The organism is Pirellulales bacterium, from assembly GCA_036267355.1.
Lineage (GTDB): Bacteria > Planctomycetota > Planctomycetia > Pirellulales > DATAWG01 > DATAWG01.
Genome location: DATAWG010000009.1, coordinates 63074 through 77912, shown reverse-complemented (window position 1 = coordinate 77912; position 14839 = coordinate 63074). Strand labels below are relative to the sequence as shown.

At 62.5% G+C, this 14839-nt stretch carries 6 protein-coding genes; 3 read left to right on the top strand and 3 right to left on the bottom strand.

Going from position 1 to position 14839, the window contains the following annotated elements; translation table 11 throughout:
- The first annotated feature begins 802 nt into the window (after positions 1-802).
- Positions 803-2743 (top strand): glycoside hydrolase family 2 TIM barrel-domain containing protein, encoded by a 1941-nt coding sequence (locus tag VHX65_02320; protein HEX3997363.1) that lies wholly within the window; start codon positions 803-805, stop codon positions 2741-2743.
- A 152-nt stretch (positions 2744-2895) separates the two neighbouring features.
- On the opposite strand, the gene VHX65_02315 is transcribed toward VHX65_02320, so the two are convergent.
- Together VHX65_02315 and VHX65_02310 are read right to left on the bottom strand one after the other, a co-directional pair.
- A complete protein-coding gene (locus VHX65_02315) occupies positions 2896-4212 on the bottom strand; it encodes a DUF1552 domain-containing protein (protein ID HEX3997362.1) in 1317 nt (438 codons plus the stop codon).
- A 204-nt stretch (positions 4213-4416) separates the two neighbouring features.
- Entirely contained in the window at positions 4417-6939 is a 2523-nt protein-coding gene (locus VHX65_02310) for a DUF1592 domain-containing protein (protein HEX3997361.1), read from the bottom strand.
- 227 nt (positions 6940-7166) lie between these two features.
- Between VHX65_02310 and VHX65_02305 the strand changes: the two genes are divergently transcribed.
- Positions 7167-9218: an HlyD family efflux transporter periplasmic adaptor subunit gene (locus VHX65_02305; protein ID HEX3997360.1), complete on the top strand. Its 2052-nt coding sequence runs from the start codon at positions 7167-7169 to the stop codon at positions 9216-9218.
- 114 nt (positions 9219-9332) lie between these two features.
- Positions 9333-10238: an efflux RND transporter periplasmic adaptor subunit gene (locus tag VHX65_02300; protein ID HEX3997359.1), complete on the top strand. Its 906-nt coding sequence runs from the start codon at positions 9333-9335 to the stop codon at positions 10236-10238.
- A gap of 8 nt (positions 10239-10246) precedes the next feature.
- Here the strand turns inward: VHX65_02300 and VHX65_02295 are convergent, their stop codons facing one another.
- Positions 10247-14152: an FHA domain-containing protein gene (locus VHX65_02295; GenBank protein HEX3997358.1), complete on the bottom strand. Its 3906-nt coding sequence runs from the start codon at positions 14150-14152 to the stop codon at positions 10247-10249.
- Positions 14153-14839 lie beyond the last annotated feature (687 nt).

The window sequence follows — 14839 nt, the reverse complement described above, 5'->3', positions numbered from 1 at the left end:
ACTTCTCGGCAAACACTACCTGGTCCGATCTATTGCGGAGATCAGGCCGCAAACGGTGGGGCCGGTACGCTGAATCGCTCCGCTTGCCGTCGACCGCAAGCAGTTCGACCGTTGTACAGCAAGACGGACTAGCAGCGCCATTGGACAAGAACCAACCGCCGGCGCCGCGTGGTGCGGAAGAGGCTACAGGCGGAAGGCGGAAGGCTACAGGTAAGCAGGGCACGTCCGCCGGAGGCGGACATGCTTCGTCCTGTAGCCTGTAGCCTGTGGCCTGTGGCCTGTAGCCTTCTCCCGCGTCGCCCGTCTCAAGTGCCTCGAGCCGAGTCGTCTGCGAGTAGCATGCCACAAAGCGTGGCTCGAATTCCAACAGAAAATTGCGGCGAACGATGAATTTCGAATAAGGCGTCAACGTAGTAGGCACACTCCGTGTGCCGTCTGCGCTCCGCGGCGGGTTGGGGCACAGAGCGGGGCAGACGGCACACGGAGTGTGCCTGCTACGTTGGATCGCTTTGATTTCGACGGCGATATTTTCCCGGCAATGCCATGGCGCCGACCGCGGTGCGGGCGACGATGAATTTCGAATGAAGGCGTCAACGTAGCAGGCACACTCCGTGTGCCGTCTGCGCTTCGCGGCGGGTTGCGCACAGAGCGGGGCAGACGGCACACGGAGTGTGCCTGCTACTTTGGGTGCGGCTCCCCTTATGCCAAAATGTCTTTCACCGCATTGCCAAGTAAAATGGATCAGGCCCGGTGCCGGGCCGATTTAAATTGGTGACGCTGCCTGCAAATTCAAAGGATCTTCATGAATCGCTCTACACTGTGTCTGCGTGAATGTGCTCGTGCGGTGATCGCCGGCTCCGCGGTAATGGCGTCGCTCGTTTGTTCCGTCTCCGGCCTCCAAGCGGCGGATAAGCCGTGGCCACCGGCGAGCGGCGTGCCCATGACCGTCTGGGGCAAAACGGTTTCTTCCGACAAGCCCGTCCTGCCGGAATATCCTCGGCCGCAGATGGTGCGCAGCGAATGGCTCAACCTCAACGGATTGTGGAACTACGCAATCGCCCCGAACGCCGCGACCGAAGCGCCGGCGAAGTTCGACGGCCACATTCTCGTGCCGTTTCCAATCGAGTCGGTGCTCTCGCAGGTCGCCAAGAAGATCGACGGCAGCGATCGACTCTGGTACTCGCGCACATTCGAGGTGCCTGAGCGATGGCGGGGGGAGCGCATCCTGCTCAATTTCGGCGCGGTCGATTGGGAAGCGACCGTGTGGGTCAACGGCAAACGGGTCGGGCATCACACCGGCGGCTACGACGGTTTCAGCCTCGATATCACCAACGCCCTGAAGCCGGCTGGTTCCCAGGAACTCGTGGTATCGGTCCATCATCCCGTCGTGGGCGGAGAGCCACACGGCAAACAAGAGACCCGTACCGGGTACATCACCTACACGGCCGCGGCCGGCATCTGGCAGACGGTCTGGTTGGAACCGGTGCCTGTCGATCATATCGATCACATTCAGATTTTTCCGGATATCGACCACAGTGGGATGCACCTGGTCGTGTCGACCGGTTCTCTGGCGGGCGCGGGGCAAACGGTCGAAGCAATCGTGCTTGACGGCGAAAAGGAAGTGGGGCGTGGCGCCGGCTTCCCCGGTTTGCCGATCTCGATTGGCATTCCCCGGGCCAAGCTTTGGTGGCCGGAAACGCCGTTTCTCTACGATTTGAAAATCACGCTCAAGCAGGATGGCAAGACCGGCGACGCGGTGGGGAGTTATTTCGGCATGCGCAAGATTTCGATCGGCCCGGACAAGAAGGGCATCACGCGCATGTTGCTCAACAACGAGTTCATCTTCCAGAACGGCCTGTTGGACCAGGGCTATTGGCCCGACGGCATCTACACGGCTCCGACCGACGAGGCCCTGCGATTCGATGTCGAGATGACACGGAAGCTGGGCTACAATATGCTCCGCAAGCACGTCAAAGTCGAACCCGATCGTTGGTATTACTGGACGGACAAACTCGGCGTGCTCGTCTGGCAAGATATGCCCTCCGCGGGCGAGATTGCCTGGGACGACTATTACAGCCGTTATGTAAAGGCCGGCAGATTCCTGCCCGATCCGTGGGGCAATTATGAGTCGGAATTGCGCCGCATGGTGCGCGGCCGCGTGAATCATCCGTCGATTGTCATGTGGATCAATTTCAATGAGGGCTGGGGCCTTTCGATGACGCCCGAGGAGCCCGGGCAGCCGCGGCATGCTGCCGCGGGAATGGAGGCTCTTTTGAAGCGCATGGTGAACGCGGTGCGCGAGGAAGATCCGACCCGGCTCGTCGATCCCGAGAGCGGCGTCGGCGGAGGTGGCAAAAGGCCGGACGGCAGCGGGTATGGAAACGATCTGTTCGACTTCAAGTTGGGCGACGTGCTCGATTATCACGCCTACGCCGGCGAGACACCCACGGCCGAGACCAACCGTGCCGCCGTTATTGGGGAATATGGCTGGGCGCATCTCCACGACGCGGCCTTTCCCTGGATCGATCGATCGCGAAAGCAAACGCTGAGCGGCATCGTGCTCGTTCAACTAACGGATGTGGAGAACGAGGAAAATGGCGCCCTTACCTACGCTCGCGCGCAAAAACCGAAGATTCCCGTCGAGCAATCCGGAATTGAACTCATCAACAAAATGCACCGATCCGGTTATCCTAATTATCCAGGAAGGGATCCAAAAACGGCGGCGCCGAGCGCCGCGAAGTAATTTCCGAGAAGCGGAAACTGGAAAGGCGGCCCGCGCGCCGAGATGGCGATCGTTGGCTGGCTCTTGCTGACGGACAAAAAAGGGCGATTTGCCGAACAAGCAGGCCCGATTCGAAGCGAGCGAGCGCGCCCGGACAACGCGGTGCATACTTTTCAGCCCAAATTCAGCGGCCCGGCGTTGCAGAAGTCGGGGTGGCCGAATTTCGTAATGCGGTGGCCGAAGCCGTGGGCCAGCGAGAGAAGCAAGCGATTGTGCGGCACGCTGGGGAATTTCAGCGAGCGCCCCATCTTGAAATCCAATCCGCCGCCGACCAGCGCGAACGGAATATTGTCGAGCGTGTGCGAGTTGCCCTTGCCGAGTTCGTTCGTCCACAGGATCAGCGTGTTGTCGAGCAGACTGCCGTGGCCGCCGGGCTCCGGGGTGTCGGCCAAGCGCTTCGCCAGATACGCCAATTGCTCGCAGAACCAATGGTTGATTTTCGTCAGTTTCTCGACGGCTTTTTCGTTGGAATCGGGTTCGTGCGACAGGCCGTGGTGCTCTTCATCGATGCCGATCCAGCGCATGCGGGCCTGGCCGACGGAATTGGTGTATTGCAGCGTGGCGATGCGGGAAAAGTCGTTCGCGAAGCTGTTGACCATCAAGTCGATTTGCATTTTGCTGATGTGCGGGATGTGGTCGTTGTCGCGCCGCACGCCGGGATCGATTTCCGGCACCTGATGGCCTGCCTTGGCTGCCGCATCGGCGCGGAGTTGCTGCTCCATTTCGCGCACGAACGTGGCATGCTCGTCGAGCAAGCGGCGGTCGTCGCTGCTTACCGCACGGCTGACTTTTTTCAAATCGTCTTGCACGTCGTCGAGCACGCTGGCCAGCAGTTCGCGATCTTTCACCTTGCCATAGAGCCTATTGAACATTTGATACGGATCGTCGATCGGCGTGATCGGCTTGTTGGCGCCGGAGTAGGCAAGGCGGGTCCACGTGTCGGCGCGTTCGGGAACCATGACGCCGAATTCGAGCGAGCCGAAGCGCGTGCGCGTGGCGTCGTCTTGCTGCAGCTTTTGCTTGATTTCTTGATCGATCGAGATGCCGCTGGCCCAGCCGGCCGGGGTGTCGGAGCCGCCTTGAATATTGCCGGGATAGAGTTCGATACCGGTGAGCAGGCAGCCGATGCCGCGCATGTGGTTGTCGCCGTCGCCGCGCACTTTGTCGCACACGCCGTGCAGAATCAGCGTCTTGTTTTGAAACGGCTCGAGCGGCTTGAGCGATTCCTTGAGCGCGAATTTGTCCCCTTCCTCGTCGGGCCAAAATGCCCTGGGAACGACGCCGTTGGGGCTGAACATCACCACCAAGCGTTGCTTCCGCCGCGATTGATTGGCAAACGCCAGGCTCGGCAGATTTAAAATAAACGGCAGCGAACCGGCGCTAAGGCCCAAAGCGCGGAGAAAATCGCGACGCGTGGCGGCGGCAGTCATCGGAGCGGCCTTTGATCGTTGATGGTTGGGCTAAGGAAGGTGCTAATTCTAACGCTATGACTTGCGGCAATCGGTGTGCCGTTTGGCAGGTCTCCCTCGCTAACGCTTCGGGCTAGTGTCGCGGTTTCGCTGTCCTCACACTGGCCCGAAGCGTTAGCGAGGGACGCGCCGCGCCGGACGCTATTCTCTACTGGTCTTATGCGGTTATCGCGTCGGTTTCTCCGCCTCCGCGACTTTCGTCTCTCGCTTCGGCAACACGGAGGCGATCATGATGTCGATCGCCAATTTCCGCATGTTGAATCCCTGCTCGGCAAATTCGCGGCGCAGATTCGCCAGCGTGTTCGGCCCATAGGCTTGCACCGGCTGCTGCACCAATTGGTGAAACATTTGCTCGACAAACGCGCTTTGAGATTCGTCGCTTTCGACCAAAAATTTCGCCAAGCCGCGTGCGTCTTGCAGCGTTACGCTCGTGCCGCTGCGAGTTTTGTATGTCCCGGTCGCGTCCACCGGCTTGCCGTTGTCCTTCTCCCGGTATCGGCCGACGGCGTCGAAATGCTCAAGCGTAAAGCCGAGCGGATTGATAATGCCGTGGCAGACGAGGCAATTGGCGGAGTTGGTTTGCAGCGAAATCCGCTCGCGGGTCGTTAGCGTCGGCTGCAATTCGACCGACAAGGGCACCACGGCCACGGGCGGCGGCCGCAGTGAAACGGCCAACACGCCGCGGGCCAAAAACACGCCCCGCAAGATCGGCGACGTTTCTCTACTATGCGCGAAGCTGGCCATCAGATACGGATGCGTAAGCACGCCGGCGCGATGCTCGGCATCGAGCTTCACTTTGCCAAAACCCGCGTCGGCCGGAAGATTGGCGCCATAGAACTTCGCCAGCCGGCCGTTCAAATACAGCGCGTCGCTCGTCAGCAGTTGGCGGAAATCGGATTTCTCAGACCACATCGTGTCGTCGAGAAACAGCTCGAGCGAGGTGCGCAAATCGGCGATCAGCGGCGGATCGAAACCGGGAAACACTTGTGGGTCTTTTCCCAAGTCGCGCGGTTGATCGGCTTTCACCCAAGAGAGCAGGAATGCGTGCACTTTGGCCTTGGCTCGCGGGTCGAGCAGCATCCGCTCCGCCTCTTTGGCGACCACTTCCTTGTTGGCAAGCCAACCAGCCTCTGCCGCGTGCAGCAGTTGCTTATCGGGCATCGAATCCCACAGACCATACGACAACCGCGAGGCGACCTTGTAGCCGTCTTTGTATCCTTCCGCTCCGCTGCCGATTTCGCGATACAGGAACTCGGGCGACGTGAGAACTCGTAACACGACGCGTTCGACCGCCACTTCGCGATCCTTGGCCAAATCGAATTGCCGATCGACGACCGATTTTTCTTCCTCCGCCGTCAATGGCCGGCGAAACCCGGCTGCCGCAAATTCACGGCAAAACTTCTTCAGCTTTTCGCCCCGGTCCGAGGCATCATCGTCGGTGCGGGCCAGATCGTTCAGGTGCGTGGTGACATAGCCCGCCACTTCAATCGCGGCATCGGTGGTGGCTTCCTCCCATTCCTTCGAGATCGTGGTGCCGCGCTCCCAGCCATAGCTGCGATCGTCGGGCGGGAAGGGGGTCGTGCAAACGAACGCGTCGGGAGCCCAAGTGGGCGACAGTTGCCGCGCCGGAATCGGCTCGTCGACGCCGAATGGCCGCTTCCACCACAGTTCGACAAAGGCCTTGGCCGGGGGCCGCTCTTTTTCTTTGGCCTTCTTTTTCTTGTCGTCGACGCCTTGCGTGGCTTTGGCAAATTCAAGCCGCACGGGATAGATCCGGCCGGCGACGAGCGATAGCGTCGCGCGGAATTCCGTGTCGTTGCCCGATTTCACCCACGCATCGACGAGCGGCTTATGCGTTTGCTCGACCCACAGCCGAGCGGCATGATCCGTGCGGACGATGAAATCGTAGTCGCCGGTCGACTCCGCCATCACCGAGCCGCTCCAGCGCATCGAAAACTCATGTGCATCGATTTTGCCCGGCACCGGCGAGTCTCTTCCGAGATCGAATTTCACCTGCGGATCGACCCGTTCGAGCGCCTTCTTGCCGCCGTCGAAATGCCGGCTGGAGAAATATTCGCCCTTCAATCCCCGTTGATCGGTCCATTGCGACGGTTGACCGCGGAACGTGGCGATCAGGTCGGCCACGGTTTGGCGATATTGATTGACCGTGAGGCGGGCCAATTCGATCCGCACCGGTCGGTTGCGCGCCTGGGCCGATGGCGAATACATGGTGTCGAACACGAATTTCGCGACCACTTCGGCGTCGCGCTTCGAGATGGTGCCCGGGTCGTCTTCCGGCATTGTCTTGCCGATCAACTCGAGCAGTTGACCTTGGGAGCGGTTTCCGGCGAGCGGATCGCGATGCTTTTTCGTTCCCTCGCCATGAGCTCCATGGCAAACCGCGCATTTCGTCTGAAACACTTGCTCGCCAGTCAGATCGGCGGCCGACGCCACCGAAAACGCGGCAAAAAGAATCGCAAGTGCCAGTAATTGCGGGAACCCGAGAAAGCACTGGCGGAGCCAGTGACACACGATGCAGCGGCGGAGCCAATGGCTCACGGTACAGCGGCAAAGCCAATGGGGCGCGATTGCTGCCGCCGGCGCGAGGGCCGAATCATGCCGCGCGGCGGACGGCGACCAGCGGTGGCAATGCAGTTGCAAACTGGGCTGCATGGGCTGAACGAACACGTCAAAGGGCCCCAGGGCCCGTAGGGGCCGGCAGGAAGGGCGGAGGCGGGAGGGACGGACGCACTGCAGCAATCTCAAGTGTCGTAATTCCCGGCCCGAATGTCAACCAAAAATCGCATGGGCAGCTGTCGGGCCTGGCCAGCTGTTTTCTCCCATGAAGACCCACGAAGGCCGGGCAGCCGCAACCAGCCTTTCCCCGGAGGCCCGGGCGTTCGTATATTGGCAGTATGAGCCTCGAATCTTCATCGCATGAATTTCGCGTTCCCGAGGCGGATTGGCAGGAAATCGACGAATTGGTCGACGACGTGTCGCGGCTGGCTGGCAGCGATCTTTCGGTGGCGGAGTTTCACGTCGGGCTTTTGCAACGGGCGGTGCGCGGACTGGCGGCCGTCGGCGGGGCGATCTGGATCCAGCGCGGCCCGGGCCAGATTGCCCTCGAGACTCAGATCCATCTCGATGCCCTGCCGCTCGCCGAAAATTGGGCCGACGCCCAGCGACATACCTACCTGCTGGAAGCAGCCTTGTCGACCGGCAGCGCTGCGGTGGTGGCCCCCTTGTCGGCGATGAGCGGCCATCCGCAAGCCGCGAATCCGACGGCCTACTTGCTCGTGTTGGCGCCGCTGCCGGTCGACGCGGGAACCAGCGGGGTGATCGAAGTGTTTCAGCGGCCAGGAGTGTCGCCGGCGGCGGAGCGCGGTTACCTTCGGTTTCTCTCCACGCTTAGCGAATTGGCGGGCGATTTCCAACGCAATCGCCAACTTCGCCAACTGCAAGATCGCGAAATCCTCTGGGGCCGCTTCGAACGCTTCGTCGAGCAAATCCACACCACCCTCGACGTCCGCCAAACCGCCTACACGATCGCCAACGACGGCCGGTCGCTGGTCGGGTGCGATCGGCTGAGCGTCGGCGTCCTTCGCGGCCGCAAATGCCGGTTGCTGGCCTCCAGCGGCGTCGATCAATTCGACCGCCGGGCGAGCGGCGTGCAACTGCTCGAACGGCTGGCGGCGGTCGTGGCCAAGATCGACGAGCCGCTGTGGCACGACGACAATCGATCGCCGTTACCGCCGCAAATCGAAACGCCGCTCGAAGCCGCGCTCGACGATACGCACGCCCGCGCCATGGCCGTGCTCCCGCTGCACGCCATCGAGCCGCGCGAGCCGGCGCCCACCAAAGAGTCGCCCGGGAAGTTGCCCGAGCCCGGGCGGTTGGTCGGCGTGTTGATTGCCGAGCGATTCGATAACGGAATTTTCGATCCGCCCCAACGCGAGCGGATCGAAGCCGTCGCGCGGCAAAGCGCCGTGGCGCTTGCCAACGCGCAAGCGTATCGAAACGTTCCGTTCATGCCGGCGTTGCAAGCGGTTGGGCGACTCAACTGGTTGCCGAAGGCGCTGGTGGCGCTCGGCGTCGCGGCGGCAGTCGTCGCGGCGCTTGTGTTCGTTCCCGTGGATTTCGACGTCACGGCCCACGGCCAATTGCAGCCCGAACGGCGGCAGGAAGTGTTTGCCCGATCGGATGGGATCGTGGTCGGCGACGATTTGAAAGTGGCGCATGGCGATAGGGTGGAACGGGGGCAATTGCTCGGCACGCTCCGTCGCCCGCAGTTGGATTTCGAATCGAGCCGCATCGACGGCGAACTGCGGACGGCTCAGGAGAAATTGAGCGCCCTGCGGAATTCGCGGCTCGCCGCGGGACAGGACAACGCCGGGGGCGGCGACAAAGTCGAGCAGCTTGCCGCCGAAGAAGAGGAAGCCAAAGCTCAGTTGACAAGCCTTGCCCACCAGCAAGAAATTCTTGCCGGGCAGCGTGCCGATCTGGAAATGCGCAGCCCGCTCGCCGGAACCGTGCTTACCTGGAACGTGCGCGAATTGCTCGCCGCGCGGCCGGTGACTCGCGGGCAAGTCTTGCTAACGGTGGCCGATCTCAGCGGACCGTGGGTGCTCGAGATTCAAGTGCCCGACGACCGGATCGGCCATGTGCTGGCGGCGGAAGAAGCTTCGGCCCACGCCGATAAGCCGTTGGCTATGTCGTTTATCGTGGCCACCGAGCCGGGCACGACGCACGCGGGGCACGTGAAACGGATTGCCTTGGCCACGCAAACGGACAAGACGACCGGCGCCACGGTGCTGGTAACGGCAGATTTCGATCGCACGGCGATCCCGGCCGATGAATTGCGACCGGGAGCGACGGTGGTTGCCAAAATCCATTGCGGCCGGCGGTCGCTGGGCTATGTCTGGCTACACCAGTTATGGGAAACGATCCAATCCCGCGTATTATTCTGACGCGCGAAACCGCAAGCGAGCCGCCGGCCAAAGGCGGCGTTGAGAATCGCTTGCGGTTTCGCGCATCGCCGCCCTAACACCGGTCGCACAATCCACGCCCCAAGGCAATCTCCCATGCGGTTCATCCGTCCGTCGATAGTTATCGTCCCGATCATTTCTCTCTGTGCGGCCGTGGCTGCTGCCGCGGCGGCGCCCGGCGGCGGGATTCATGTCGATTCGGTTGTGGTCACGCTCATCGACCAGGTCGATCTGGCGGCCCGCGAGGCCGGCGCGATTGAGCAGATCGCCGTGCGCGAGGGGCAGACGGTGGACAACGGGACTCTTTTGGCCCGGCTCGACGACACCGATGCCGTGCTCAGCCTTGACAAGGCAAAACTCGATCGCGAGATCGCCGACAAGCAGGCCAGCGACGATGTGAAGCTCCGTTTCGCGAGAAAGGCGCTCGAAGTGGCCACGGCCGAGGAACAGCGCGCGATCGAATCGGCCCAAAAATTCAGCAAGAGCGTCTCGCAAACCGAGCTTGACGAGCTGCGGCTCACCAAGCAAAAAGCGGCGCTCGAAGTCGAGGCGGCCCTCGAAGATCAGCAGATCGCTCGGCTCACGGCGAAACTGAAGGAAAACGCCGTCGAGACGGCGACGAACAATGTCGCGCATCGGCGCATCGTCGCGCCCCTCGGCGGAATGGTGGTGCAAATCAAGCGGCAGCGCGGCGAATGGGTGCAGCCGGGAGATGTCGTCGTGCGCATCGTGCGCCTCGATCGGCTGCGGGCGGAAGCGTTCATCAATGCGCATGAAGTCGGCGGCGATCTCGTCGGACGGCCGGTTACGCTTACGGTCGATCTGCCCGGCGCCGCACAAAGCCAGTTCCACGGCAGGATCGTGTTCGTCAATCCGGAGAGCAATCCGGTGAACGGTCAAAGCCGAGTCTGGGCCGAGATCGACAATCCGCGGCAGACGCTGCATCCGGGCCTGACCGGCAGCATGACGATCGACAGCGCCCCGGCGGTCGCGCGCCCTTGAGCGATGCTTCAGCGATTGCTTGAGCCGCCGCCGGGCGCGGCTTTTTTGCCGCCGGTTTTCGATACGGCTCCGCTCGACTTATCGGCGCGATTGGTCATGCGGCTTCCGCGTGCCAACGCAGCCGCTTGCACGAGCCAGAACGCGGCGACGATCAAGGCCGCCGCACCGCTATAGCGGTAGGCCAGACTCCCCGCCATCGATTTCCAAAGCAGCCACGCGCCGACGCCCAGCACGAGCAGGGCCGAAAACGCCTTGCTCGCCGCGATGCGCCCCGAACGCCCTTTCGCATGATGGCTGATTGCCCGGCGGGCGGCCGTGTTGGCAAGTTCGCGCATGGCGGCGATATTGGCAGCCGCTTCCGGCGGCGCGGAACGGGCGACCAGAGGCCCCGTCATCACCGGCTGATCCGCCGGTAGCGGCTTCGCGTCGAGCGGATGATCGGCTGCCGCCACGCTGGCCGGCTTGCTCTCGGTAAGAGCCACCGCTGCGGCTGGCTTGAATACGGGCGGCCGGGCTGCGGCCGGCGCTCCCCTGACCACTGCGGCCGGCTGGTCTTGCGATATGCCGCGGACGCGATGAAGCAACCGGGCCATGTAGTCGTCGATCGATTCCTCGTCCGTTTCGCCCTTTGGCGCGGCCGCTAACGGAGCAAGTCCTTGTTCGCCGGCCAGCTCTTGGGAATCGCTTTTTGCTTCGGCCACTTCCGATTCGTCCAATCCAGACGATCCCATGAGCTGCGATTCGCTGCCGTCCTCTTTCAGAAGCGCGAGCGAGCGAAGCCGGGCAAAGATGTCGTCGGTTGCCACGTCTTCGTTGTCGCGATCGGCGATCGCCGCAGGCCGGCCAGCTTCGTCGGAAAAACGTCGGCTTGCATCCGCATTCGCAAAAATCGGCTCGGTCGCTGCCGTTGCAGACACGGTATCAGCCGGCACGATTCCAGCATTGGCGGCGGCCGGATCGGCAGCGGCGGCCGGAGGAACCAGGGCCGCCGCGGCAGCGGCGTCGAGTTGTTCGCGGCGGGACTGCAAATCTCGGCGTTCGGCCTCAAGCGCTTCAGCGCGGCGGTCCAATTCGATCCGGCGTAGCTCAAGCTGCTGTTCGCTTTCGACTTGCTCGGACCGGTCGGTGACCTGGCGGCGTTCCAGCTCGCTTCGCAAGGTCTCCATGTCGGCGGATTGACGCTGGCAATGTTCCTGCTCGGCGACAAGCCGGGCTTGCAATTGCTCGCGCTCCAAGGTCCAGGCTTGCTGCTGCCACTGAATTTCGTCGCGCGCGGCTGCCATTGCCGCGGCTTGTTCGGCGACTTGTTCGAGAGCGTCGCGGGCCTTGGCCGATAGCTTATCGATTTCAGCGAGATGCGTTTGTCGCTCGGCCTCGAACGCCTGGCGATCGGCGGCAAGCGACTGCTGTTCGGCCGACAACCGATCCAACGCGGCAGCGACCTGTTCCTGATTGACGGAGAATTCGTGCTGCCCTGCCGAGAAGTTTTCCCGGTCGGCGGCAAATTGCTTCCGCTCTGCGGCGAGGGTTTCCCGCTCGGCATGGAGCTGGCCTTGCTCGGCGGCAAGCCGGCTCTGCGCGGCCGCGAATGCGCTTTGCCCGGAAGCGAGTTCGTTTCGCTCGGCGGCAAATTCGTCGCGTTCGGCGGCGAGTTCGGTTCGCTGTGCGGCGAGTTCGGTTCGCTCGGCGATCAGCGACGGGCGTTCTGCTTCCAGCGTGTTTTGCGCGGCAGCGAGCGCTGCTTGGACCTCGGCGAGCTGGTGCTGTTCCGCGGCGAGCGCCTCGCGCGCGGCGGACAACTGCTCGTGCTCCGCCCCTTCCGCTATTTTCCGCGCCGCCTCGACAGCTTGTTCCTGAACAACCAATTCTTGTCGCTGCGCGGCGAGCTGCCGCTCGATCGCGGCCGACGATTGGCGCTGCAGATCGATATCGTGCCGCTCGGCGTCGAGGCTGTGTCGGACCGCCTCGAGCGCCTGTCGATCGGTCTCCGCTCGCTGTCGGGCAGCCTGAATTTCCTCGCGTTCGGTTTCGATTTGTTGCCGTTGCGCGTCCCACGTCCGACGGTCGGCCTCGAGAGCGCGGAGGTCGGCATCGAGGGCTTCGCGTTGCGACGCCAACTCGGTTTGCTTCGTCTCGAATTCGTGGCGGAGCGTCTCGATGGCCTGCCGTTCCGCTTCCAATGCTTGCCGCTCGGTCGCCAACGAATTGCGCTCGCCGTCGACGGCGGTCCGCTGCGAAGCGATTTCGTCGAGTTGAACCTGCACTTCGCGTTCGCGGGATTCCGCTGCCGCGAGCTGCGTGGCCAAGTGACCGCGATCGCTTTGGAGCTGTTCGACGCCGGTCTGCAGCGAGGCCCGATCGGCGGCGAGCGATTCGAGGCCGGCGGCGAGCGCGCTGCGTTCGTTTTGAATTGCTTGCCGCTCGGCGTCGATCGCCTCGCGCACGGTCAGATTCGCGGTGCGTTCTTGTTCGATGGCTTCCCGTTCGGCCTGGATGGCCTGGCGGTCGGACGCGAGCGCGTCGGCCAGCGATCGCAGCGATTCTTCCCGTTCCGACAGCGATGCTTCGGTTGCAGCTAGCGACGTGTCGCGCGTCGACAGTGCCGCAAGCTTTTGTTCGAGCGACGACTCACGTTCGGCCAACCGGTTGGCCTCGCGCTCTTGGTCCGCCTTCCGCCGCTCATCGGCTTCGGCGACCGCGTGTTGCCGGGCTTCGAGCTCGTCGGCGCGGTCGCTCAATTGCTGCTGCTGCCGTTGCTGCTCCGCCTGCCAGTTTTCCCGACACTGGTTCAATTCCTCTTGTCGCGCGGCGACCGCGGCCGCTTGACTTTCCAATCGGGCGGCAATCTCGTGGTTTTGCTCGGCGAAAGATTCGGTCTCGTTCTTGCGATTTTCGATCTCGACGGCTTGCTTGGCGAGCGATTCGGCCTGTTGGCGGAGCGAGGCGAGCTGTCGCGCACTCTCGGCCAACTGCTCGTGCAAATCGCGATCTCGGCTCGCGTATGCGGATTCCCACCGATCTTTCCGCTCGGAGAGTGCCAGTTCGAACGCGCGAAGCTGCTCTGCGCGGTTTGCAAGTTCTGCGCGAGATCTTTCGACGGCTGCCGCGGCGGCGGCTAGTTCGGCATCGCGAGCGCCGCGCTGACGCTCGAGCTGCGCGATTGTCGCGGCGGCTAGGGAGAGCTCCGACTCCAGCCGCGCGAGTTCGACGCCGGCCGCTTCACGCTCTGCGGCAGCCTTCTGGCCCCGGGCGTCGGTGTCGGCATGCTTTGCCGTGAGCGTGGCAAGGTCGGATTCGAGGCGGCTGCGTTTCGCGTCGGCCGCGGCCAGGCCGGCTTCGAGTTGAGCGTAAGCCGTTTCCGCGGCGGCAATCCGCTCCGATTGCTCGACGACCTTTGCTTCCAAGTCGGCGATGCGAAGATGCGCACGTCGAAGCCGGCGACGAAGGCGGCGAATCTGCCGACGATTGGCGGGCGTGGCAGGCGCGATCGAATCGCTCTTTCCCGCGCCAGGCATCTCGATGACGGCCGTGGCGGACGGCGGGCCTCCGCTGCCTGCGGCAACGGCCGACGGCGCAAGATCGGCTTGCAGGCCAGACTTCGCCCTCGCGAAACCCTTGTTCGCCACACGTTGCGGAGCAATCCCTTCGACGATTTCCAAGTCGAGTGGGCCAATTGCCAGCCGATCGCCGATCTTCAGCGGAGCATCGTTAAACGGCTCGTTGTTGAGCTGTGTCTGGCTGGACCAGCGGCGAACAATGGTTTGGCTTGGGCCCCGAAGAATCAAGCAGTGCACAGGCTTGACCCCGGCAGCTTGAACTCGCAAGGTGCAATTGACCGCCGATCCCACGGTGCATTTGGCCGCGGCGAGCCGGATCAGCCGACCTTCGTGCGCAGTGTTGAGCAGACGAAGCACCAAGGCATCGCTCGGTCTCCCAAGAAGGGGGGCATTCGTTGTCTTTGGCGACTCTGTCATCCCGCGCTCGCATCCACCCGCTGTAAATGGGAAGGAACACAGGAGATGTAGCTTATAGGCGAGCCAAGTCAACGGGCCGCCCTAGCTGAAATCCTCGATGGCTATCGCCAGGAAAGCCAGCAGATGGGCTATTCAGGAGGATTGCGGAACTTCTGTTGCTGTCCGCCGCACATGTGCTGGCCGCCAAAGACGCGATTGTTGCCGCAATCGGCAAAAAAGTGCTGCACATCTTTGCCGATTGTGCCGATTATCCCAAGGCTGCAAACGAGCGCGTTTGGATGTCGCACGGACAACCAAGCTTATCTGGTTGGCGGCCGGTCGGCGGTAACGCTTGGCGAGCGAGTTGGCTCACAAAGTGTCCGGCGACGTTTTGAAACATTTTGTAGCGGGACTGTCATGCCGCACAAAAATGGGCTGAATTACTGCGCTAAGCCTTTGGCCGCGCAATGGTTAAGCCGCGGAATCCGATAGGCGAAAATTGTTCTCGTCGAGAGGAAATTAGGCCGATCTGTCCGTGCTGAGTTGCGTAGTATATTTCGGTTGCAGCCGGAACGCGATTCGCGGGGTTTAACAACCAGATTCGAGCGCTGACAAATTGGGTTGATGTAATGGCGGAAACAAGGAAAC